The sequence below is a fragment of the Bacteroidia bacterium genome (genome assembly GCA_041391665.1).
Classification (GTDB): Bacteria; Bacteroidota; Bacteroidia; order J057; family J057; genus JAGQVA01.
Genome location: JAWKNO010000002.1, coordinates 2,153,721 through 2,177,727, shown reverse-complemented (window position 1 = coordinate 2,177,727; position 24,007 = coordinate 2,153,721). Strand labels below are relative to the sequence as shown.

At 46.6% G+C, this 24,007-nt stretch carries 24 protein-coding genes; 12 read left to right on the top strand and 12 right to left on the bottom strand.

Annotated elements, in window-relative coordinates; genetic code table 11:
* Positions 1-361 precede the first annotated feature (361 nt).
* Together R3D00_20375 and R3D00_20370 are read left to right on the top strand one after the other, a co-directional pair.
* Positions 362-1,606 carry a hypothetical protein gene (locus R3D00_20375; protein MEZ4775553.1) on the top strand — a complete coding sequence of 415 codons (1,245 nt, stop codon included), beginning with the start codon at positions 362-364 and terminating at the stop codon, positions 1,604-1,606.
* Positions 1,525-3,435, top strand: coding sequence for a T9SS type A sorting domain-containing protein (locus R3D00_20370; protein ID MEZ4775552.1), 1,911 nt, complete (start codon positions 1,525-1,527; stop codon positions 3,433-3,435). Before R3D00_20375 ends, R3D00_20370 begins: the two co-directional genes overlap by 82 nt.
* A 387-nt stretch (positions 3,436-3,822) precedes the next feature.
* Here R3D00_20370 and R3D00_20365 read toward each other — a convergent pair whose 3' ends face one another.
* Positions 3,823-5,523, bottom strand: coding sequence for a lysophospholipid acyltransferase family protein (locus tag R3D00_20365; protein MEZ4775551.1), 1,701 nt, complete (start codon positions 5,521-5,523; stop codon positions 3,823-3,825).
* A 224-nt stretch (positions 5,524-5,747) separates the two neighbouring features.
* Positions 5,748-6,086, bottom strand: coding sequence for a n-acetylglutamate synthase (locus R3D00_20360; GenBank protein ID MEZ4775550.1), 339 nt, complete (start codon positions 6,084-6,086; stop codon positions 5,748-5,750).
* A gap of 202 nt (positions 6,087-6,288) precedes the next feature.
* Between R3D00_20360 and R3D00_20355 the strand changes: the two genes are divergently transcribed.
* From R3D00_20355 to R3D00_20345, 3 genes are all read left to right on the top strand, one after another.
* Positions 6,289-6,852 (top strand): HDIG domain-containing protein, encoded by a 564-nt coding sequence (locus tag R3D00_20355; GenBank protein ID MEZ4775549.1) that lies wholly within the window; start codon positions 6,289-6,291, stop codon positions 6,850-6,852.
* A gap of 466 nt (positions 6,853-7,318) precedes the next feature.
* Entirely contained in the window at positions 7,319-8,119 is an 801-nt protein-coding gene (locus R3D00_20350) for an HNH endonuclease (protein ID MEZ4775548.1), read from the top strand.
* A complete protein-coding gene (locus R3D00_20345; GenBank protein ID MEZ4775547.1) occupies positions 8,055-8,597 on the top strand; it encodes an SMI1/KNR4 family protein in 543 nt (180 codons plus the stop codon). Before R3D00_20350 ends, R3D00_20345 begins: the two co-directional genes overlap by 65 nt.
* A 71-nt stretch (positions 8,598-8,668) precedes the next feature.
* Here the strand turns inward: R3D00_20345 and R3D00_20340 are convergent, their stop codons facing one another.
* From R3D00_20340 to R3D00_20295, 10 genes are all read right to left on the bottom strand, one after another.
* Positions 8,669-9,058, bottom strand: a complete 390-nt coding sequence (locus R3D00_20340) for a type II toxin-antitoxin system VapC family toxin (GenBank protein MEZ4775546.1) — start codon at positions 9,056-9,058, stop codon at positions 8,669-8,671.
* Complete coding sequence (locus R3D00_20335) at positions 9,059-9,262, bottom strand: DUF2281 domain-containing protein (GenBank protein ID MEZ4775545.1); 204 nt, start codon at positions 9,260-9,262, stop codon at positions 9,059-9,061. It lies immediately after the preceding gene.
* Positions 9,263-9,644: 382 nt separating this feature from the next.
* Positions 9,645-10,631: a HipA domain-containing protein gene (locus R3D00_20330; GenBank protein ID MEZ4775544.1), complete on the bottom strand. Its 987-nt coding sequence runs from the start codon at positions 10,629-10,631 to the stop codon at positions 9,645-9,647.
* Positions 10,632-10,633: 2 nt separating this feature from the next.
* Positions 10,634-10,960: a HipA N-terminal domain-containing protein gene (locus R3D00_20325; GenBank protein ID MEZ4775543.1), complete on the bottom strand. Its 327-nt coding sequence runs from the start codon at positions 10,958-10,960 to the stop codon at positions 10,634-10,636.
* A complete protein-coding gene (locus R3D00_20320; protein MEZ4775542.1) occupies positions 10,957-11,175 on the bottom strand; it encodes a helix-turn-helix transcriptional regulator in 219 nt (72 codons plus the stop codon). Before R3D00_20320 ends, R3D00_20325 begins: the two co-directional genes overlap by 4 nt.
* Before the next feature lie 173 nt (positions 11,176-11,348).
* Positions 11,349-12,845 (bottom strand): histidine ammonia-lyase, encoded by a 1,497-nt coding sequence (gene hutH, locus R3D00_20315; protein ID MEZ4775541.1) that lies wholly within the window; start codon positions 12,843-12,845, stop codon positions 11,349-11,351.
* Between the two features lie 361 nt (positions 12,846-13,206).
* A complete protein-coding gene (locus R3D00_20310) occupies positions 13,207-14,727 on the bottom strand; it encodes an arylsulfatase (protein ID MEZ4775540.1) in 1,521 nt (506 codons plus the stop codon).
* Between the two features lies 1 nt (position 14,728).
* On the bottom strand, positions 14,729-16,147 hold the full coding sequence (locus R3D00_20305; protein MEZ4775539.1) for a sulfatase-like hydrolase/transferase: 1,419 nt from the start codon (positions 16,145-16,147) through the stop codon (positions 14,729-14,731).
* Between the two features lie 14 nt (positions 16,148-16,161).
* Positions 16,162-17,151 (bottom strand): ketoacyl-ACP synthase III, encoded by a 990-nt coding sequence (locus R3D00_20300; protein MEZ4775538.1) that lies wholly within the window; start codon positions 17,149-17,151, stop codon positions 16,162-16,164.
* A gap of 80 nt (positions 17,152-17,231) precedes the next feature.
* Entirely contained in the window at positions 17,232-17,969 is a 738-nt protein-coding gene (locus R3D00_20295) for an inorganic pyrophosphatase (GenBank protein MEZ4775537.1), read from the bottom strand.
* A 204-nt stretch (positions 17,970-18,173) separates the two neighbouring features.
* On the opposite strand from R3D00_20295, the gene serC reads away from it, so the two are divergent.
* The 7 genes from serC to R3D00_20260 all read left to right on the top strand — a co-directional run bounded on the left by serC (position 18,174) and on the right by R3D00_20260 (position 23,995).
* The gene (gene serC, locus R3D00_20290) at positions 18,174-19,256 is read left to right on the top strand and encodes a 3-phosphoserine/phosphohydroxythreonine transaminase (protein MEZ4775536.1); all 1,083 of its coding nucleotides are present in this window, start codon (positions 18,174-18,176) and stop codon (positions 19,254-19,256) included.
* Between the two features lie 12 nt (positions 19,257-19,268).
* Positions 19,269-20,516, top strand: a complete 1,248-nt coding sequence (locus tag R3D00_20285; GenBank protein ID MEZ4775535.1) for a DUF1015 family protein — start codon at positions 19,269-19,271, stop codon at positions 20,514-20,516.
* 130 nt (positions 20,517-20,646) lie between these two features.
* A complete protein-coding gene (locus tag R3D00_20280) occupies positions 20,647-21,159 on the top strand; it encodes a hypothetical protein (protein ID MEZ4775534.1) in 513 nt (170 codons plus the stop codon).
* On the top strand, positions 21,137-22,213 hold the full coding sequence (locus R3D00_20275) for a hypothetical protein (protein MEZ4775533.1): 1,077 nt from the start codon (positions 21,137-21,139) through the stop codon (positions 22,211-22,213). The genes R3D00_20280 and R3D00_20275 overlap by 23 nt, the downstream gene beginning before the upstream one ends.
* Positions 22,206-22,415 (top strand): hypothetical protein, encoded by a 210-nt coding sequence (locus R3D00_20270; GenBank protein ID MEZ4775532.1) that lies wholly within the window; start codon positions 22,206-22,208, stop codon positions 22,413-22,415. The genes R3D00_20275 and R3D00_20270 overlap by 8 nt, the downstream gene beginning before the upstream one ends.
* Positions 22,397-22,954 carry a hypothetical protein gene (locus tag R3D00_20265; GenBank protein ID MEZ4775531.1) on the top strand — a complete coding sequence of 186 codons (558 nt, stop codon included), beginning with the start codon at positions 22,397-22,399 and terminating at the stop codon, positions 22,952-22,954. Before R3D00_20270 ends, R3D00_20265 begins: the two co-directional genes overlap by 19 nt.
* A gap of 9 nt (positions 22,955-22,963) precedes the next feature.
* The gene (locus R3D00_20260) at positions 22,964-23,995 is read left to right on the top strand and encodes a ferric reductase-like transmembrane domain-containing protein (protein MEZ4775530.1); all 1,032 of its coding nucleotides are present in this window, start codon (positions 22,964-22,966) and stop codon (positions 23,993-23,995) included.
* The last annotated feature ends 12 nt before the right edge of the window (positions 23,996-24,007 follow it).

The following is a 24,007-nucleotide window of genomic DNA, read 5'->3' as shown; positions in this document are numbered from 1 at the left end:
TTTCAATTCCTTCATATCTTTTTTCCTACCGGTGCTTTTGCGCAAACGGTTGATATTTGGCGATAAACTGTCCCTTTTCGCGAATGATACGTCTGATTTCTCTTATCAGGCACTTTTTTTGGAATAATCTTCAGGTTAAATCCTTATTTGTTAGGTGCTTAGAAAATCGCCACAAGATAAATTGCGAACATGTGAAATGAAATGTGAAGCCATGTAAGATTTAGCATGATTTTTGTAACTTTATCTTGATTTCAGGCAGCATTTCTGCCGGCATTTTCCTCCCCACACCCAACTTACATCTGGATTTACTTTTTTAACATTGAGCCTAAGGGCTTTGGTTGGCATTGTTAATGGTTTGGTTATGAGAATATTTACACGATTCAAACAGGAATTTGGAAAGCTCTTTTTGTTGGTTCTGACGGGGTTGTTGATTGGGACAAATCCTGTGCAGAGTCAGCCTTTTATTGATTCGGTGTGCGTGATTACGGAATATCAACCGGTGGGAGGACATTCCCTCTACCTGGCGAATCTTCCCGGTTCTCCGCATGAACGATTTGTCTTCGACTCGTTGGGGGGGACAATCGTCTTCTACAGCGACAGTACCGCCAATATCATTGGCAGGGTCTTCAATGACTCCTTACCCAATCTGCAGTGGGATGTCGATATCTGGCTTGAAAATCGCCGTACGTTCGCGGAGTGGAAAGCGCTTCAGCGAAAAATCAAGATTGAACTGGCGCCTGCCTCTGTCGCACATGCCAATAAATTTAACTGGGTGTTTTATGAAATGGACAGTACGCGTAGTCGCCTTACCGGTGTGCCGGGTACTTTCTATGCCGGTGATACACTCAATCTTACCCATATGCCAACGGATTACACCTACGGTTTTCAGATCGGCGTTGCCGCCAACTCTAAAAATGGAAACTACGGGATTTCCGGATGGTTTTTCTTCGGGGGAAGTTATACCGGTCATGGAGACGTCAATGCAAATTTGGGATGTTCTGTGCCTGTCTGTGATGTAGCCATCGACACCGTCGCTACGAACTGTCTGTCTGACTCGACCTTTGAAGTAGTGGTAACACTTTCGGGTTCCGGATCGAATCTTTCGATCTCCGACGACCAGGGCACCACGCCACTGACCGGGCTGAGCGCAGGAACTTACACCTTCGGCAGCTATGCCAATAATACAAGTGTAACAATATATGCCACAGACCTGAATCTGGTCGCCTGTGCCGACACAGCCGCTCCGGTAACTGCAGATTGCACACCGCCTCCGGCTTGTGATGTGGCGATCGACACCGTCGCTACGAACTGTCTGTCTGACTCGACCTTTGAAGTAGTGGTAACGCTTTCGGGTTCCGGATCGAATCTTTCGATCTCCGACGACCAGGGCACCACGCCACTGACCGGGCTGAGCGCAGGAACTTACGCCTTCGGCAGCTATGCCAATAATACAAGTGTAACGATATATGCCGCAGACCTGAATCTGGTCGCCTGTGCAGACACAGCTGCTCCGGTAACTGCAGATTGTACCCCCCGCCTCCGGCTTGTGATGTGGCGATCGACACCGTCGCTACGAACTGTCTGTCTGACTCGACCTTTGAAGTAGTGGTAACGCTTTCGGGTTCCGGATCGAATCTTTCGATCTCCGACGACCAGGGCACCACGCCACTGACCGGGCTGAGCGCAGGAACTTACGCCTTCGGCAGCTATGCCAATAATACAAGTGTAACGATATATGCCGCAGACCTGAATCTGGTCGCCTGTGCAGACACAGCTGCTCCGGTAACTGCAGATTGCACACCGCCTCCGGCTTGTGATGTGGCGATCGACACCGTCGCTACGAACTGTCTGTCTGACTCGACCTTTGAAGTAGTGGTAACACTTTCGGGTTTCGGATCGAATCTTTCGATCTCCGATGACCAGGGTACCACGCCACTGACCGGGCTGAGCGCAGGAACTTACGCCTTCGGCAGCTATGCCAATAATACAAGTGTAACGATATATGCCGCAGACCTGAATCTGGTCGCCTGTGCAGACACAGCCGCTCCGGTAACTGCAGATTGCACACCGCCTCCGGCTTGTGATGTGGCGCTCGACACCGTCGCTACGAACTGTCTGTCTGACTCGACCTTTGAAGTAGTGGTAACACTTTCGGGTTCCGGATCGAATCTTTCGATCTCCGATGACCAGGGTACCACGCCACTGACCGGGCTGAGCGCAGGAACTTACGCCTTCGGCAGCTATGCCAATAATACAAGTGTAACGATATATGCCGCAGACCTGAATCTGGTCGCCTGTGCCGACACAGCCGCTCCGGTAACTGCTGATTGCACACCGCCTCCGGCTTGTGATGTGGTCATTGACTCCGTAGTTACGAACTGCGTTACCGATTCAACATTTGAAGTGGTAGTTACATTTAGCGGAACCGGATCAGCGTTTAGTATCTCTGACGATAAAGGCACGCCTCCGGCTACAGGCCTGATTGCCGGAACCTATATGTATGGAAGTTACAACAGTGGTGATTTTGTCAGCATATTTGTGAATGACGCCAATATTGCAGGCTGTAACGATAATGCCGGGCCATTTACCGCCAACTGTGCACCACCGGTATGTGATGTAACCTTTGATACCATATATTCACTCTGTGTTACCGATTCGACCTTTGAAGTCGTAGTGAAAATTGGTGGCTCAGGTTCAAACTACCAGCTGGAAGATGATCAGGGAAATCCACCCACTGTAGGACTTTCTGCAGGAACTTATAATCTCGGTCCATATTACAACAGTACCGATGTGTATGTTACGGTAACAGATTTGAACTTCGGCTCAGGTTGTTCATTCTTCAACGGACCTGTAACCGCAGACTGTACGCCGGTTCCGGTATGTGATGTGAAGTTTGACAGTATATCTGCGGTTTGCAATACCGATTCTACCTTCCAGATAAAGGTAACCATCTCGGGATCTCAAAGCAGCTATATTATCAGCGACAACAAAGGGACGCCGATGCTGACTGGGCTTGTACCGGGGACATACACCTACGGAACCTATGCTTCCAATGATTCTGTGATTCTGCAGGTTTCTGATCCGGGGATATTTGGATGTGTTAAGTTTTCTCCGGTGATATCGACCAAGTGCGATTCTACGGTAGCACCCAAACCACCGGTAGCGTTGCCGAAGGTGATTTATATGAGCAATTTCTTCCCAAATCCGGCGGATGGTCAGACTTCTATCAAAGTGTTTATGCCTTATGTAGGAAAAGTCAGATGGGATCTGGTCAACTCACAGGGAAAAATAGTAGCATTTGGAGATGTTGTACTGAATCCGGGAGAAAACACCCTGCCATTTAACACGACGAAGATGTTGTCTGGGATTTATGTGATGAATTTTTACATGGCCGGATTGTTACTGGATTCCAAAAAACTAATGATCCTTCATTAGTTCTGATTTAGCCAAACCATTATATATTCTCACGCAGGGTGGTCCGAAATATGGCCACCCTGTTTTGTTTCTGGGGGTTAACAGAAGCTTAACAATTATTTATCGCAGAGTTCCCACGGGGGGAAGATAACCTGCCGATATTTGCAACGGGTAATCTTTCAAGCTTGGCTGAGATGTTTCAAGGTCTAAGCAAACAGATCCGGGATCGCTGGCCGATCCCGGAATCTTTTCAAGACCCAGGCTAGTTGTTTACCTCTGCACAGCATTCACGTGGGCAAAATTTACATTCGTAGTAACTCTGTTTTTGTAATAAAGCTTTTGATTAGTCACAAACAAAAATCGTCTCTGTAAGGGATGATTTTTGCTTTTGGGGAGAATGGGATCCGCTTAGAAATAATTTTCCAGCGTAGTATCGGGCAGCTTTGTCAGATCCAGGAAAATAAAACCATCGAGGCATTGGTTGAAATGTGGATCAACATTGAAGCTGATGATTTTAGCGTTTTGTTTGATATACTTTTTGAGTAGTACGGGCAATTTCAGGTGATGGGGTTCCATGTCTTCGATGACTTTGTCTGCGAGTTTGAGATCATCGGTCGCACCATCAATCAGGTTAATAATATCTGATTTTTCCTTTTTGGGGCGGAATTTTTTCCTTGGTTTTACCCATTCGGCGAGCTGTTCGTCAAAGTGGTATTTTTTTATAAAAGCCACCATAAATGAACGGGAAAGCAGGGAATATTGATTGGAAATACTGACCGGGCCAATGAGGTAGCGAATCCCTGGATTTTCCGAAATCACCTGAGAAATACCCTTCCAAAGGAGGAACAGTGGCAATCGCTGTCTTTGATATTCCGGTAAAACGAAAGACCTTCCCAATTCGATCGCTTGTACCAAATAGGGATTGAAGGCCGTTTTTATTTTAAACAAACTTTGGAGATAAAACCCTTTCCTTCCATAATGGGCCATAATTTCAGGTCCCATTCCCAGTCGGTAGGCGCCGACAATTTTTTCATTTTTGCGATCCCAGACAAACAAATGCCGGTAGTAAAGGTCGTATTCGTCAATGTCGAGCGGTTTTCCTGTCCCTTCTCCCACCATACGGAAAGTATATTCCCTGAGTCGGCCAAGTTCGCGCAGGAGGTGAGGAATCTGATCCGACTGACAGCAAAATACCTCCATATCATTTTGGGTAAACAGCAAATGCGTTTCCCTTAGCTGGCAGATTTCTGTTTGGATCAAGTCTGGCGCAATTTCTTCTGCAATAGGCTGGAAGCTCGGAGGGATAGGCTGACTTTCAAAAAAAGGCTTTACATCTATTCCTGGTTTTAGTGAATAGGTTCTCGCCCGGAGATATCGGCCAAACCGTTGGACATCATCTATTTGCCCCAGTTCTTTGGGTAAAATAGGTTTGCCGATATTCATCTTAACGGTGGAGTCCTTTTTGCGGATAAACTCAGCAGGCCCGGCCACTGTGCGCAGAGAAGGATGAACCAAACCCATCAGGTGGAAGAGGGGACTGTTGGTTCCTTGAAAATAGACCGGTACCACCGGGACTTTAGCTTTTTGGATGAGTTTTACTACAGCTTTTTGCCATTCGCGGTCGGCAATTCTTCTTTCGTCAAAGCGGTAGGTCGAAACTTCTCCGGCGGGGAAAATGCCGATAGGATGGCCTTCGTGGAGGTGTTGCCAAACATTTTTCACATCTGTCACAGCGTACTCCTGCATTCTGTCAATCTGCTGGATTAAAAAATCAGCCATGACCTTGTAGTCGGGTCGACGGGCAGAGATAACCTGTAGCAGGAGAATGGCGTCGAGCATACCGAAAGGGTGATTGGATACGGTGATAAAAGGCCCTTCTTTGGGGATTTTATCCAGTCCTTTTCCTACTACTTCCAGTTTGATTCCCAGCAGTTGCACCAACTGGTCGAGAAACTCGCGGCCCTCATATTGCTGAAGGGCGCTATAAATCCTGTTGATTTCATCCAGCCGGATCATTTTCATCATGGGCCCGGCAACGGGTTCGAGTTTGAGTTTATCGAGTCCTGTGGCCTTAATGAACGAGGTTTTAGAAATCAGTTCCTGATTCATGGCAATGACATTGGGTGTTATCAGAAAGCAAAGGACTATTTACTGTATTAGGTACAGGTAAATGGATAATTAATTTACGTGAATTTTGATACAATTCTTCACGGAAGTTTCATTTTCTTTTAACAATATCCGACGTGTAGTTCAGGTCCAAACCGAAGAAATCTAGCATACATACCCTTTCAACTGTCAACTTTTTAGGACGAGACCGTTAGCGGCTGGCATTCTCATTGTTCCTGTATTATTGATTGTCCTTTTGATTTATCACCTGATGTCCATTCCCAACTTTCGTGAAGCCGAATTTTTCCATTTTTAAGAATTTCAGGTTTTGATGTACATATGCCTGTCATAAGTTCCCCGTTTTGGTTTACTTGATGATATCGCATTTCAATTTCCCCATTTTCACCAACAAGTCCAATCAAATGCCCCTTAATTATTTTACCACCTGAGTATTCAGATGTCAATATGTTTCCGATTTGCTTGTAAATAAAAACCGTTTCACTTGATGTTTCTCCATTTTCTGAATTAACAACAGGTATGAATATTTTGTCATTATAGTTTATCATTCCTATTTTATTTGAGGTGGTCCCCAATTCTGTCCAACAATTGGGGAGTACCTCACTGAAAATATCCGGTATGATCCCAATTTTTGTGAAAACGCTACAGGTAGATTGATGATTAATTTATGCAAATATGGGCAAAATGCTTCACAGGAAGTTTATATACTAATAATAATATTCACTTACATTTACGTCAAAAAAACAGAATATGAATACCACAACACAAGCCGTTGTTGATGAAATATTTGCCTTGTTTGACCTATATGGAGATGACAGTTACGGAGAAGAAGTGACCCAACTGGAGCACATGGTACAAAGTGCCGAGCTTGCCGAAGAAGAGGGGTATGATGAGGAAGTGATTATTGCGGCATTTCTCCACGACATCGGGCACCTGTATGCAAAGTCACTTTCTCCCGAAACATTTGGCGAATATGGCGCAGCTGATCATGACCGTATTGGGGCCGAATTTCTCCGCACCCGCGGATTTTCAGAGAAAGTAGCAGCATTGGTGGAGGGGCATGTGGCAGCCAAGCGATATCTCACATTTACCGAACCCGGTTATCTGGAAGAATTGTCAGAAGCCAGCAAAAAGACCCTTGAAATGCAGGGCGGAGTCATGACAGAGGCAGAAGCCGAAGCCTTTGAAGCCAGTCAGTGGTTTAAGTTATCCTTGCGCATGCGTTATTGGGACGAAGCCGCCAAAGAGATCGGAATGGATACCCCCGATACAAGCTATCTTCGCGACATGATGGCGCGGGTATTGGGGGAGTGAGTTTTTATCTTTTCCCCAAGATTTTGGGCCATTGATTCCCAATGTCCTCTTCCCCTAAACCACCCCAGGTCTAAAGTAAAAATTCTGCTTTAAATGTTGTCCGATCTCATCGGGCGTTTTATACCCGATGGAGCTGTGGGGGTGGAGATTATACTCGCGTAACGGTGTCAATTAATTATTTAAAAGTATTACCTTAGTCAAGCCGCGCCGGTCTGATTTCCCCATAAAACCAGCGCCCGCGGGGCAAAACGCAGCCATTTTCCCCCGCTCTTCCAAAGAGCGGGGGCCAGGGGGTGAGTTCAATTTGGCCGTTCTTTGAATTTGGGAGAGTATCGGTTTGGGTTTAATGGGCAGGTGATGCCCTGAGTTCCGTCGAAGGGAAACTGACCCCGAAATCTACGGCACAGGCAACGCCGTTTCCTACAAGTACCGCGTCGAGGATGCCCGGCTGGGGCGGTTTTTGAGTGTGGATCCGTTGGCGGCTAAGTATCCTTTTTACAGCCCGTATGCTTTTTCGGGCAACCGGGTGCTGGATGCGGTGGAGTTGGAGGGGGCGGAGCCGGTTAGAGCAACATCTCCCGCTCCTCAACCGCAAATGCGAGTAATTCGTGGAGGACAGTATGGCAAAGGTTCAAGCCAGCCCTTCAACCCTGGAGATCCCGTTTCTGAAAGAGCAATTCAATATAATCGCCCGGCTTCTCCAACGGTTGAATCACAGGTATATAGTTTATTGACGTGGAAACTCTTGGCAGATTGGTTGTTTCCCCAAGAAACGCCCAAAACATCCTCCGAATTTACCAACGATCCGGTTGAAAATCAGCGCCGAATTAACCATGCAAAATCGTATGCTTATCGTATTCAAAATGGTCTAAAAGATTATAACCGGATACAAGAAGCTTTTGAAAATGTTGGAAACGGAAATGCATCCGCCGAAGATTTAAATATTTTTAATAGGGAGATAAAAATCAGGAACTCTCACCTAGCGGAATCGAACCATCCAAAGACAGATGTTCCATTTGATGTAGATGGATTTCCTGATTTTTCAGGCAATCTATATCCGGATGGCCCCAATGACGTTATGATTACACCAACTGGAGATAGGGATAATGATTTTTCGGCAGCCAATAAAGAGGCGGGCTATAACTTTACACCTAAGGGTTACACTTGGCATCATTATCAGGATTATGGAAGAATGCAACTAGTTGAGAGCGAAATCCACAATAAGACAGGGCATACAGGAGGATTTTACTTATGGCCCAGGAAATAACAGAAGTAGTATTATGATAATATTCTCACATACAGAACTACCCATAACTCAGTTTCAGATTAATGAAATAGAGCAAATAATCGGATTACGGCTCCCGGAGGAGTATAAAAAACACTTACTTACATACAATGGGGGAAGATGTCTCCCCAATCGGTTTTTTTTTGATGAAAATGGGAAAAGGACGAGTTCGGGAATTGATTGGTTTTTGGCAATCTATGACGGAAAGTACGACAATCTAAAAAATTATATCAAAATTTATAAAAAGGAGGAAAAACGATTACCTCACAATATTTTACCTATTGCACACGACCCTGGCGGAAACTTAGTTTGTATTTCCTGTGTGGGAGAAGATTTCGGGTATATTTACTTTTGGGATCATGAAAAAGAAGTTGATTTTCAAGACCCGGATCATAATGAGTATTCAAATTTGTATTTAGTCGCAAAATCCTTTCAAAGTTTTCTGGATGAATTGCAGTAACCCGGACGCCACCGGCAATATCCTTTCGACCTATCAGGAGGCGCAAATGATCGGATATCTGGCGACTATTCCTACTTCTCCCAGATCACATCAACACCATAATTGCTGAAAAGCGCATCTTTGGTCATGATTTTTAACCCTTCGCTTTTTGCCTGACCAATGATCATCCGGTCAAAAGGATCTCTGTGATAATGGATTAATTGAGTGGCTAACAATACGTGTTCCGGAGTGATTGGGAGAATCTCAAACCCCGATTCTTCTATGATTTCGAAAATTCTTTCCAGACTGTTTTTCAATTCCAGACGATCTAAAGAATATTTAATCCCCATTTCCCAATAGGTTGCCATGCTGACAAAACAACGATTGGCAGGATTTGATATAATTTCCTTCGAAGCTACGGGCAGGCTAGCGTTTTCCGTAATAAACCATATTACCGCATGGGTATCGAGAAGGATGTCCATTTACATATATTCATTGAAATCTTCGATCGGATCGTCAAAATTATCCTTCATGGTGATCATGCCTTTGGCCAATCCTGCCACACGGACAGCTTTTTTGTTCGACTTTTGAGCCTGATATTTGAGATAGTCAATATAATCAGCCACTTTTTTCTGTAGCTCGCCCGGCAGTGCAGAAATTTGCGTATAAAGTTGAATGGCCCTCATGGATAAATGGATTTAATTAATCACTTCCTTCTACGGCATTAATTTACGCTTTGTTTGCCGGGATTCAAAGGGACTGGGCAAGGATTGATACCTGCCATAAAAAGCTTCCCAACTGTTTGCGCGAAAAGTACCATCTTCCAACCCAAAAATCGTTACCTTAGCCAACGCCGCGCCGGTCTGATTTCCCCACAAAACCAGCGCCCGCGGGGCAAAAAGGGCATCTTTCCCCCGCTCTTCCAAAGAGCGGGGCCCAGGGGGTGAGTTCAATTTGGCCGTTCTTTGAATCTGGGGGACTATCGGTTTGGGTTTAACCTGTCCGCCTCGGGTGGAGGACAAGAGGGAGATAACGAAATCTACGGCACAGGCAACGCTGAGGTGGTCCCTAAATTCTCTCCAATCTTTTTAGGCGGGTCTGATAAGCCTGCAAGTAATTTCGTTGGGTGGTTTCGTGCAAAAAGGAAACACTTATCAGTGCCTCTACGTGGTCAGCCGCTCCAGTCATTAAATGAAAGATTTCTGATGTTGTTTTTTCAGGTAACCCCGCATATGTTGCAAGGAGAGAAAACTGTTGTCTTATATTTCCCTTTGCAAGATTTCGCGGTAAAAGCCCGTCATCTAAAGCCAATTCACTATCTTCAATATGAATTCTGCTGTTTAGTAAATCGTAAGCCGGGCTTAAACGGTAATCGCCCATTGGTGTTTCCAGCAGGCTAAAGTTTTTGAAGTGCGCATCTCCATTGGAAAACAGGTAGTTGAACATCAACAATTTAAACAACCTGGGAGCTTCCGTTTTATATACCGGTAAATGCTTTTGCATCAGGAGGAATAAATCAAGGTAACTACCCAGATATTTGTAATGTTCGCCGTGAGTTTGGGGGGTTCTTTCAGCCAGGGAAGCGAAATCTTCTACTGCCCATTTTGTTCCGTCGTCTTTTACATCAAACCGCCTGGTAATGTAAGCAGGCTTACCATTTGGAAAGAATATCAGTGCATTTTCAGCTGTTTCAATTCCATACACCTGACGGGCAATCTGCATAGTGAGGTGCTCATTGGCTGGCATCTGGTCGGCTTTATTGCCTGCCCCCGGAATGGGTTTCAGGATATGCGTACCGTGTTCCCCTTCAGGAGTCAGTATTAGTTTGTTTTTCTCCTGACGCAACGAAAATTTATCCTGAACCCCTGATATGGATATACGGTGTCGGCTTTCTTCAAACAATTTGTCTGTTTCGGGATTCGTCGCCGGAGCATCGTAATGCAGGATATGGTGAACTTTTTTTCCTCCAAACACTCTTTTCCGACAAGTAGGGCTATAGGTAGTAAATCCTTTGGCTAGGGTTCCGGGGCAATAGGTAATAACCGGTAAATTCATGTTCAGGATTCAGCTTTGATTACCCTTACTGCTCCGATAGTATCTGCTTTTGCGATATTCACCAATAACCCAAAGTGATCATCGGGGTCGATCCGCAGATATTTGCATACAGCTTCCCTGTTTGGGCCTTCGGGCAGAAGGTGAAAGAAAAAGGGAAACAGGTATTTTGACCGAAATTCTCCCCTGGTTTTGGGGAGGGTAAGACTGATGGAGGGTTTACTGCTATCGGCTTTCCATACATCGTGGTAGCGGAAGGTAAACGAGCCATCATCGAGTTGCGACAGCAATCCCGCTTCGTTTTCCCGGAATAATACTCTGGCACTTCTCATGAGTTACCGGTTGTAGTTTTTATCTGCAAACAAACCTCCATACCCAGCACATCCGCCAGCTTTTGGAGGGTGAGCAGGGTTGGATTGCCGTTCCCGCTTTCAAATTGTTTGAGGGTACGCAACCCCACACCCGAAAGTTCCGCCAGCGTTTGCTGCGTTACGCGGAGCATTTCCCTGCGGGTTTTGATGATATCGACTAGTTGGTGATTTTTCATGCTTTTGTGCGGTATATGGCACTATTTTATGTAAAATTAGGGAAATTGCCGAAAAATACAAAATAAAGTGCGGTTTGTGGCACTTTGATGAGTGTCTAACGTTTCAAAAAATATATAAATACTCATAAGTCAAACGCATCAAAGTAGTGAGACCTTTACCAGAGTATCTTCGATTATATCATTTCATTCCCGCCTTCCCGCTGCTCCGACAAATACGCTACCGCTGCATGTATATCTCTGTACAACAAACGATCCTTGTCCACAAAGGGTACCCGCGCCCGAAATCCCTCCAGAAGTGGCAATAGTTGCGTTCCTGTCTGGCTGGGCTCTCTGAAATGCAGGGCCTGTGAGGCGTTCATCAGCTCGATCGCAAGTACGTGGTGGAGGTTTTCCAGTATGCGCAGGCATTTTGTCGCAGCATTCGCACCCATGCTCACATGGTCTTCCTGATTATTGGATGAGGGAATGGTGTCCACACTGGCTGGCGTTGCGAGTTGTTTGTTTTGACTCACAATGCTCGCTGCGGTATATTGCGGAATCATCAACCCGGAATCTAAACCCGGATTGGCAACCAGAAACAGCGGTAAACCCCGCACGCCGGAAAGCAACTGGTAAGTCCGCCGCTCCGATATCGAAGCAAGTTCGGCTACTGCTATCGCCAGAAAGTCCAATACCAGCGCCAGTGGCTGCCCGTGAAAATTGCCTCCGGAAAGAATCAATTCTTCTTCGACAAATATATTGGGATTGTCCGAAACACTGTTGAGTTCTGTTTCAAATACGGTTTTTGCATAACTCAGCGCGTCGCGGGTTGCCCCATGTACCTGCGGTATGCACCGGAAGGAGTAGGGGTCCTGTACCTGGTTTTTGGGTCTTTGCGCAATTTCGGAGTCTGAAAGCAGTTCCCGGATCATACGTGCTGTGGAGATTTGGCCGGGGTGGGGGCGAATGTCATGAAGGGCCGGATGAAATGGTTCCAGCCTGCAATCAAATGCGTCCAGGCTCAGCGCTGCAATGCGATCAGCCATATCGGCAAGGTGAGACGCCCACAGCGAAATATGAATGCCGTAGGCCAGCATAAACTGTGTTCCGTTGAGCAGGGCGAGCCCTTCCTTGGCGATAAGATTCACCGGCTCCCAGCCCATTCTTCGGTTCATTTCTTCGGCTGATATTCGTTGGCCGTGGATTCTCACCTCCCCTTCCCCGATCAGGGGTAGTGACAAGTGCGCCAGGGGAGCGAGATCGCCACTTGCTCCCAGACTCCCTTGTGTGTAAACAATGGGCAGAATGTCATGGTTGTAAAAGTCCAGCAGCCGCTGTACCGTTTGCAATTGTACCCCCGAATGTCCGAAGGAAAGTGAAACTACTTTCAGCAGGAGCATGAGCCGCACAATGGCTGGCTGCACTTCTTCTCCCAGGCCGCAGGCGTGGGAGCGGATCAGATTGAGCTGAAGCTGGTGCAGGTCGTCAGGGTTGATCACTTTATCACAAAGAAACCCGAAGCCTGTATTGATGCCGTAAATGATCTCTCCACCTTTTTCCAGGCGGTTGGCTAGGTATTCCTGACAGTGGATGATCCGCTGCACGGCATCATCGGAGAGGCTCACAGGTTGTTTGCTGCGAAGTATCTCCTCAATCTTCTGCAAGGTGAGATTATGGGAAGGTAGTTCCATCGTAAATTTTGCAAACTTACAGAGAACCCCCCGAACGGACAAGCCCCGCATAAATTAGTAATGAACGATCAAACTTAACCGCCCCGATTCGTGAAAATTCGAGACATTCGTGGCTTTTCAACAAAAGGCCCAGAAGTAAAATCGCCACGAATGGTCGAATGAAAGACGAATAACTTTAGGCATCCCGATTCGTGAAAATTCGAGACATTCGTGGCTTTTCAACAAAAGGCCCAGAAGTAAAATCGCCACGAATGGTCGAATGAAAGACGAATAACTTTAGGCATCCCCATTCGTGAAAATTTGTGGCTAAAAAAGAAGCAATAGAGATATTTCTTTTGAGGTTCGTTATTCCAATTCCGAATTATTTCATCCACTCCAGCCCGGGCCAGTTTTCGGCCTGCTCATAAGGCTGGGCTGGGCCTGGTGTGCTCCGCCCGTTTTGGATATAGCTGATCAGCAACTGGCGCAGTTCTTCGGCTTTCTGCGGTTCCTGGTTGAGAAGATTTTCGCTTTCTCTGGGGTCAGTTTCCAGATTGTACAATTGGAAGGGTAGGGCGTCTTCCGGTTCTTCCCCGGGTTTGGGCTCACTCCATCCACCCGAACCAGGCGCCAGAATCAGTTTCCAGTTACCCTTGCGGATAGCAAAATTGCCATGGACGGAGTGGTGAACCGTAGCTTCCCGGATGGGTGTTTCTCCTGAATTTCCTTTGAGTGCGGGAAGCATGCTGTAGCTGTCTTCAGCCTGATTTTCTGCCAGGGGAATGTGTAGTATATCCGCACAGGTGGCCATCAGGTCGGTCAGGCAGGTTGTCTGGTTGGAAGAAGTCCCTGCGGGAATATGTCCCGGCCAGCGTGCAATAAAGGGAATCCGGTGTCCGCCTTCGTAAATATCTGCTTTATACCCCCGGTAGATAAAGCTGGAATAATGTCCCGCTTTTTCCATTTCGGCTGTCCCGGCGTAAGGCGCGCATCCGTTGTCGGAGGTAAATATGACCAGGGTATTATTGGTAAGTCCGTTTTCCTCAAGTGCCTGGGTTACTCTCCGGGTGATTTCGTCCACCATCACCACAAAATCTCCATATTCATTTAATCCACTTTTTCCTCCGAATGAATCAACAGGTAGAATGGGCGTGTGCGGGGCGGACAAGGGCAGGTAAAGAAAAAATGGCTGATCTTTGTTTTCACCGATAAACTGCACGGCTTTTTCTCCGAATGTCTCCAGTACTTTTTCGTGGAAAAAATCTTCGCCCGTTGGCCCTTTGCGCCACCAGCCGTATTGGGTAGTACTTTCGGTTTCCCGGTTGGGCTGTGCAGTGACTCTGCCATTTTCCACATATACATAGGGCGGAATGTCCAGCGACGCCGGAATACAAAAGGAATAATCAAACCCAAAATCGTTGGGTGATTTTTGTACGGGCTGGCTGAAATCCACCGGCCATCCGGCTGTGCTGTCTTTTACCCAGTTGAGCCCGAGGTGCCATTTGCCGATACATGCCGTGCGGTATCCTTTTTTCTGAAGCATGGCGGATACCGTTTCTCTCCCCGGCTCTATAATGGCTGAATCATAACTCCATGTTACGCCTTTTTTGATCACACCCCGCCAGCTGTATCTTCCAGTCAGAATGCCATATCGCGTGGGCGTGCAAACGGCTGATCCGGAATGTGCATCGGTAAAAAACATTCCTTCGGATGCGAGCTGGTCCAGGGCTGGGGTATTCCAGCGCGAATGATCATTATAGATAGAAACATCGCCTATCCCGAGGTCATCGGCGAGGATATAGACGATATTGGGAAGTTTTTCCTCCTTTTCCTCTTTTGTACAGGAGGGAAAAAGGCTAATTCCTGCAAACAGGATCAGAAAGTTTAGAGCGGCAATTTTCATATCAGGGTTGGGTTTTGCCCCAGTTGGGGAGGGTAAGGTTGAGGAAATCGTGGTATTGCTCCATTTGTTTAGTCAGAAGCTGGTTGAGTTTCCTGTATTTTTTTTCAAACTGCTTATTTTCTATCAGATTTTTTGTCTCAAAAGGATCTGTATTCAGGTTGAATAGCTGAGTGGTTTCGGTTTCGTTGACATTATACCGGATAAGTTTCCAGTTATCGTCAGTGCGCACGCCCCGCTGAATGTCGCGATAGGCGTAATAAATGGCTTTCCGACCATTTGCCCCGGGCTTTTGGATATAGGGAAACAGACTGGTGCTTTGCAGGCCTTCCGGAGCATTTACCTGTAAAATGTCCATAACGGTGGGGAAAATATCCGCGAGGTAACAAAGCTGGTTGCGCTGCTGGTTTTGTGGAAGGGAGTGGTGTGAGAATATCATTGGAACCCGCATGCTGTGGTCGTAGATATTTTGTTTACCCAACAGCCCGTGACTACCGACAGCCAGGCCATTATCTCCGGCAAAGACAATCAGTGTATTTTCCCGCTGCCCGTTGGCTTCCAGCACATCGAGGATTCGGCCGATCTGGAAGTCAAGTTCGGAAATCATGCCGTAGTACAAAGCCAGTTCTTTTCTCGCCATTTCCTCCGTCAATGGCCGGGGCAGGAGCATTTCATCTCTGACTTTCAGGTCTCCATTGTCAAATGGGTGTTGGGGAAGAAAGTTGGGCGGCAGCGATACCTTTTGCCAGGGATACATATCCCTGAATTTCTGCGGCGGGGTGCGTGGGTCATGCGGCGAAGTAAATGCCACATAACATAAAAAGGGTTGGGTTGCTTCCTTCTGCCGGTTTAAAAAGGATATCGCATGATCGGCATAAAATTCGGAGGAGAATTTTTCTGCATGCTGGAAGGGTACATCGTATTTGCCTGTGGCATCATATTCGACATACCGGGGACTTTCCTGCCCGCCATCTTTGGGAAAATGCATGCCACCAAAATATATACCGCCGCCGTCCTGATAAGCTCTGTTAAATGCGGCTTTGTCATTGTGCCATTTGCCTATGCCATAGGTCTTATAACCCAGGGTTTGAAGGTATTCGGGCATCATGATATGGGTGGGCGGAATAAAATCTCCCTTTCGCTCCAGTGAATGAAGGTATTTGGCGGTATGCAGCATCGCGCGACTGGGGGCACACAATGCGCCGTGCATCCCGCCCATCGTATGTGCGCGGGTAAAGGCTACACCAGAAGTTACCAGCCGGTCGAGATTTGGTGTGAATATTTCTTCATTCCCCAACGCATGGATCGTATTATATCGCTGATCGTCAGAGTAGAGGACCAGGACGTTGAGGGGTTTGGGCTGGGCAAATACGGAAAGACAAGCGTATAAACCCGCGAGTAGTAGGTAGATTCGACGTATCATAAAGGCAAGATAAATTAAAATTTGAAAGCAACACTTCCAAAATTTAATCCGCTGCCGGAACCTATCATAAATATCAGGTCATTTTCTTTGATTTTTCCCTTCTCAATCGCATCGTTGAAGGCAATTGGGATACAGGCTGAGCCGGTGTATCCGTATTTTTGCATGGCCGTGTGGGCCTTTTCGTGGGGCACGCCGAGATTGTCGAGCGTTTTATGGATGCTGTTGATATTGATCTGGGTGAGGAGAAAATGCTGAACTTCTTCTGTGGTAAGCGATAGTCTTTCCAGCAGGTTTTTTGCCATATGCGTCCATACCTGGGGATTTAGTTCGGGTGGGAAACGGTAATTGATCCGGAGAAGATGTTCTTTCTTATCCAGTGATTCATGGGTAATGGGGTGTTTGGTCCCTCCGCCATAAATGCCCATTCCATCGTAATATTGCCCCAGGGTAATCAGCTCACTCGCCAGCCAGCCGCGGTCTGTATTTTCTTCGAAGCCCAGAATGATTGCCCCTGCGCCGTCGGCGAAGAGGGTGACGGTTTTTTTGTCCTCCTTGTTGAGGTATTTGCTCATGGCATAAGCACCGATAATCATCACATGATTGTATCTGTCGTCGGTGCGGATATACTTTGCCCCGACATCCAGCCCGGTGACAAAACCTGCACAGGCAGAATTCAGGTCAAATGTGCCTGCATGCCCTGCCTGAAGGCGATATTGCAATACGGCAGCGGTAGAAGGGGAAAGGTATTCCGGTGTATCAGTCGCAACGATGATGAGGTCAATGTCCCGTGGCCCCAGTCCTGCACGCTGTAGGGCAAGCAGAGCTGCCTGCTCACACATATCAACGGTTGATTCATCTTCTGCGCACCATCGCCGTTCTTGTATCTGGAGATTGTTGGAGAGCCATGTGCTCACATCTTCTCCTAGTAGCTCATCAAAATAGCTGTTGGTCAATACACGTTTCGGAAGGTAAGCTCCGGTTGCGCGAATTACAGCGTTTCGCATCTTCATTCAATTTCTCGATTCCTGATAGGAAAGATAAAGAAAGTTTTTGAGCCAAACCAACCCCTTTTGCTGCCGTTTCCCTATAATCCGTTCATTTCCTCCATCGCTTCCTGCCAGCTTTGTCCAAAGTTGATCATCTGAAGGGTGGCCAGCGAAAGTTTGTTTTCCAGTTTGCCAAATTTCTTACGGTAGTCGTGCATGCTCCGGGAAATCACTTCGAGTGCTTCTTCTTTTCCGTAAGTATGGGTGATTTCACAGGTCGCCTGCTCCTGTCCGGGCATTTGTTTGTAGGTGAGAAAATAGTGTTTCAGCCGCTGAATGATGGAGTCCGGACAATCTGTAATATCTTTCCAGTCCTGATACACTTCGTCTCCTTTCAGAATGGCGATGATTTTGTCGTCAGCTTCGCCGTTGTCGATCATGCGGAAACCACCGATCGGAATGGCCGGCACAAGGATGTCGCCGTGGGTGATGTTTCTTTCTGTGAGCACACAAATATCGAGGGGGTCACCGTCTCCGGTAATATTGATTCTGCCGGTTTTTTCCATACAATATTCGGCGACTTCATCCATGCAGTAGGTCTGAGGAATAAAGCCATATAAAGCCGGAACGATATTGGAAAATTTTTGCGGGCGATCTACTTTCAAATACCCCGTACGTTTGTCCACTTCATATTTTACGGTATCTGATGGCACGACTTCTATAAATGTCGTCACAAGTTCGGGCGCATCTTTTCCTATTTGTACCCCATGCCAGGGGTGCGATTTATATCGAAGACCAATCAGTTCCCAAATGCGGGTTAATTGAGAATTACTCATTGTTTGTATGTTGCTTTAGTGCGTTAAGTATTTATACGAATTTTGTCCGAAAGTTCCTATTTATCTAAGAAAATCCCATGCCGTTATATCGGTTGATCCGAACATTGCCCCTGAGTGGTAAAAATCGCTTCATGTACTGGTCAGATTGAGAAATAAAGCGCCGACAGCAAAAAAATTCTTTAATTTGCCCTCAAATTTGACATTATCTGTATGGTTTATAATTTTTCTGCCGGTCCTGCTGTCCTGCCTCATGAAGTGCTCCTCGAAGCACAAAAAGACTTTCTCGACTACAAGGGTACAGGTATGTCTGTGATGGAAATGAGCCACAGGGAATCTGTCTTTATCGATATCATGGAGCGGGCGGAAGCCAGCCTCCGAAGTCTGATGGCCATTCCTGATTCGTATGAAGTCCTCTTTTTACAGGGCGGTGCAAGCAGCCAGTTTGCCATGATTCCGCTCAACCTTTTTCGCAACTCGCATCGCGCAGACTATGTGCGCACGGGCACCTGGGCGGAAAAAGCGATTGAAGAGGCTTCCCGTTACGGAAAAGTTAATGTTGTCGCCTCTTCCGAAGATGAGGGATACACTTATTTTCCCGAACTGGATCCTTCTGCTTTTGATCCTTCGGCTGACTATTTTCATATTACTACCAATAATACCATTTTTGGTACGCGTATCAGCCAATTGCCCAAAACCGGAGCTGTGCCGCTGGTCGCTGATATGTCTTCCAATATTCTTTCTGAACATTATCACGTGGAGGATTTCGGGCTGATCTATGCTGGTGCACAAAAAAATATCGGCCCGGCAGGGCTTACCATCGTCATCGTGCGAAAAGATCTGATCGGTCATGCAATGTCGTTTACGCCGACCATGCTCAACTACTATACCCACTCCTCCAAAAAGTCTGCGTACAATACGCCGCCTACCTTTGCGGTATATATGGCCGGACTGGTGTTTGACTGGACCCTGCGCCAGGGAGGGGTGCCGGCAATGGAACAGCGAAACCTCGAAAAAGCAGCCTTATTGTACAATTATCTCGATAATTCAGACTTTTATCTCTCGCCCATTCGCAAACAGGATCGATCCAGGATGAATGTCCCGTTTAAACTGATAAACCCTGCGTTGGACAAAAAATTTCTTGCTGAGGCAGAATCCGCTGGTCTCTCCACGCTTCAGGGCCATCGGTCGGTGGGAGGTATGCGGGCCAGTATATACAACCCTATGCCTTTGGAAGGAATTGTCGCACTGGTCGATTTTATGGAAAAATTTCGCATTCGTAACTTATAATATTTCACGCACTTGGCAATCATTAAACCATTCAAAGGATTCAGACCTGTGCCGGAAAAGGCGCGGGCGGTGGCTTCCAGGCCCTATGATGTACTCAATTCTGAAGAAGCCCGGGAAGAAGTACAGGGCAATCCCGATTCTTTCCTGTATGTTGTAAAACCTGAAATAGACCTTCCTCCTGAAATGGATCACTACGCAATGGAGGTTTATGAAAAAGGACGGGATAATTTTCTCAACCTGGTCTCCCGGGGAACGTTTTTTCAGGATGAGGCGGAATGTCTGTATATCTATCGCCAGATGATGGACGGGCAATATCAGTCTGGAATTGTTGCCGCAGCAGCAGTGAAAGATTATCTGGATGGTGTGATTAAAAAGCACGAACTCACCCGTCCGGACAAAGAAGAAGACCGGAAAAATCATGTGCGCGTATCGGGGATGAATGCCGAACCGGTGTTTTTTGCGTATCCTGCTGTAAAGGAGATAGATGCGATTGTAGCAGAAATAGAAAAAGAAACGCCAGACTATGATTTTATCGCGGAAGATGGCATCGGCCATACGCTTTGGGTGGTGAAAGAGGAAGCTGTCGTACGCCGTTTGGTACAACTTTTTTCTGAAAAAGTACCTTTCACTTATGTTGCCGACGGACACCACCGCACCGCAGCCGCCGCGCTCGTAGGGGATGAACGCCGAAAGGCCAATCCAAACCATACCGGAGAAGAAGCCTACAACTATTTCCTGGCTGTTCATTTTCCTGACAATCAACTCCGTATCATCGATTACAACCGGGTCGTCAAAGACCTTGCAGGGCTTTCCAAAGCTGATTTTATTCAAAAAATTGAGCAAAACTTTGTCGTGGAAAACCGCGGGAAAGACATTTATAAGCCCGAAAGCCTGCACAATTTTTCCATGTACCTGGAAGGGGAATGGTATTCGCTCACTTCACGTCCCGGCACATTTAATGACGAAGATCCGATTGGCGTGCTGGATGTGACAATTCTCTCCGACCATATCCTCGGTCCTATTCTTAATATCACTGATCTCAGAAGAGATACAAGAATTGACTTTGTAGGCGGAATCCGTGGACTGGGCGAACTGAAACGAAGAGTAGACAGCGGAGAAATGAAAGTCGCATTTGCCTTGTTTCCCGTCTCGATGAAACAACTGATAGATATTGCGGATACCGGAAATATCATGCCTCCTAAAACCACCTGGTTTGAGCCCAAACTTCGGAGTGGGCTTGTTGTGCATACTTTTGACTGACAGTCGGACCGGGGAAAAACAAATCAATTAAAGTTTTGTCATTTTTCTTACTTTTGGTAAGACCGTGTTTTTTTATGTTTGTGTAGTTATTGTTTTACCCCATTGCCTTAAGAACCCTAATCTATTTGCAATGAACCTTGTTGACGTTCTGGATATCACGCTTTCCAAAATCAAAGTTTACCTGGAAGAACTTGATAATGAGCGGTACAGCCGCCCGCTTGACTTGTTTTCCAACTCAAGCATTGGTCAGCATACCCGCCATATCATTGAGTTTCTTCAATGCCTGATTGAGCAAAACCCCACAGGGATTGTGAATTACGAAAAACGGAAACGCAATAAGGCAATCGAGGAGGACACCGAAACGGCAGGAATGATCCTTGATTTTATAATAGATCGACTAAAATCGGGAGAACTTCAACAGTCGCTGGTTCTCGAAACCCAATACGACCACAAAGGGCCGGTTCATTCTGTAGAAACAACCCTTGACAGAGAGTTGATTTACAACATAGAACATGCGATTCACCACATGGCCATCATCAAAATCGGGATGAAGGTGATTGCTCCGGAAATAGGTATTTCATCTGATTTTGGCGTTGCTCCCTCTACTGTCAGGTACCGCAATGGTTCAGAAGTTTCTCAATAATATCCGCTATTCGCGATTTTTTATCAGACTCTTAAGCTGGGAGTACTGGCCGATGCATGTGGTCTATACTCCGGTCTATTTGTACTGGTTTTTTCTGGGTATTCGCGCCAGGGGGTTTTTGTTTTTTACCGGGGTAAATCCGGGAATGGATTTTGGTGGTTTTTTCGGAGAATCCAAGAAGGAGATTCTGGATAAGATTCCGCAGGAATGGGTGCCGCTTACGCTTTTTTTCCCAAAAGGTACACAACTCTCCGATATCCTTTATCAAATGGAAAAAACGGGTATTCCCTTTCCTGCCATCGCCAAACCTGATGTGGGCGAAAGGGGTTTCCTGGTCGAAAAGGTACACGATGCGGGCGAACTGGCTCACTACCTGAAGAAAAATCCGGTGAATATTCTCATTCAGGAGTATGTTGCCTATCGGGAAGAGGTTGGGGTGCTTTATTATCGCTTTCCGGGAGAAAAATCCGGAGCGGTTAGTTCTGTTACGCTGAAAAAATTTCTATCTGTAACCGGTGACGGCACCTCCTCTATCCGCCAACTGATGACGGCATACCCCAGAGCCAAATTACAACTTCCTGCATTGGAGGAATCACAACCGCTCTTGCTGGAAAAGGTTCTGCCCGGAGGAGAAACCCTCGAACTTGTCCCCATCGGCAACCACAGCCGGGGCACAACTTTTCTCAACGGAAACCATCTGATCGATGATCAGTTGGTGAAAACATTCGACCAGATCAACTCCCGACTCGATGGCGTATTTTTCGGGAGATTTGATATCCGCTGCCAAAGTTTTGAGGATTTGCGGAAAGGGCAGCATTTTAAAATTCTGGAAGTAAACGGCGTGAAGTCTGAACCCACACATATTTATGAGCCTGGATTTTCTATCTGGAAGGCTTACAAGGTGTTATTTCGCCAATGGAAAACGATCTACCGGATCAGTATGGCCAATAAGGCCCTGGGGTATCAATTTCCGTCTCTGGCAAAAGGGATACAGCGAATGTATGAAACCACCCGTTACAAAAAACTGGCACTAAAATCCAAAAACTATGTTTGAGACCATTGTTTCGGTTACGTTTACCCTGGTTGGGATATATCTTCTGGTGGGGGTACTGTTTGGGTTATTTTTTGTCTTTAGGGGGGTGCAGAAAACAGACCCCGGAGCCGAAGGTACAGGGCTGGGATTCCGTTTGCTGATTCTTCCGGGGGCGATTGCGCTTTGGCCTGTATTGCTGGGAAAATGGCGAAAGGCTGCCTGATTTTTATTTTTAGCCAGTATCTGAATGACAATTTTATTCTTATTCCCATGACTCCTGCATTGAGAAAAAGACATTTGTACACCTGGGCAATTCTCGGTATTCTGGTTCCTGTTGGCTTCTATATGGCGATTTTGGTGATCCCGAAAATACAACCGGGAAAGGTAGTCCCCAATCTTCAACCACAGCCACTGGAAGACCTGGTGCGAAGTGTAAGCGGGGCTGCGATATCGGCCCATCTCCGTGCACAGACACAAAGTATCGTGAAGCCGGGCACAGATATGGGGTTGCCAGCGATGGAAGATACTTATTTTCAGCTTGAGTTGTTGATACATCAACCCCTGCGAACCCCTTCAGCGCTTGTGTACCTTGCACTTGAACCAGGAAGTACTTCTGTCGAAGGGAAATTACTGATCGGACGTTTGGGGGCAACCGGAGCATATCGGTTCAACCTGGATAATCTTCCTGATCCACCGGAAAAAATGTATCTGTTGATCTATGATGATTACCATCAGATGATATTAAAGGAAATAGAATTGTAATCTATTGTTATGTCAGTAACTTATAAAGCAATCGGCTGGAACCGGCAGAAGAAGATCTACGACTGGCTGATTTTCGGGTTGGTTATCCTTTATATCGGAGCCTATGTGGGACTCAGTGTGGTTTTTACCCCTGAGGTAACCCCTGAGACTTTGATAATCAGGGCTTTCGGAAGCCTGTCAATCCTCATGTTGCATGTGGTGCTGGCAATTGGGCCGCTGGCCCGTCTTGATCAGCGGTTTTTACCGTTGCTGTACAACCGCCGGCATCTCGGCGTATCTATGTTTCTGATTGCAGCTGTACATGGGATATTCAGCATCATCCAGTTTCATGCATTGGGTTCTCTCCATCCATTGGTTTCGCTGTTTGTGTCCAATTCTGACTATGGGAGTTTGTCGGGATTCCCTTTCGAAGTTTTGGGTTTTTTCCCGCTGGTGATTCTGTTTCTGATGGCAGCTACCAGTCATGATTTCTGGCTCAATACGCTGAGTCCGCGTGTCTGGAAAGCCCTGCATATGATGGTCTATCTTGCCTGGGGTATGTTGATCATGCATGTGATGCTGGGCGTCGTGCAGTACAATACTTCGCTGGTATCGGTGAGCCTGGTCGGTTCGAGCATGACTTTCCTGATTGTGATTCACCTGATGGCCGGTCTAAAACAGCACCGGGAAAATAATCAACAGAATCTGGTAGAGGACGGTTTTGTTCGTGTCTGTGATTTGGCAGAAATTCCCGATAAACGGGCAAAAATGATTCTGGCAGGCGGAGAAAATATCGCCATTTTCCGCTATGGCAATCATCTGTCGGCTATTTCCAATATTTGTAAACACCAGAATGGCCCGCTGGGAGAAGGGAAAATAGTCAATGGCTGTATCGTATGCCCCTGGCATGGGTACGAATACAAGCCGGAAGATGGTACATCCCCACCGCCTTTTAAGGAAAAAGTCGCTACTTATGATCTTCTGATGAGGGGAACCGTCGTCTATGTAAACCCTTCGCCTCATCCTGAGGGCACGCGGGTAGAACCTGTGAAAATTTCTTAATCAGAATACCTA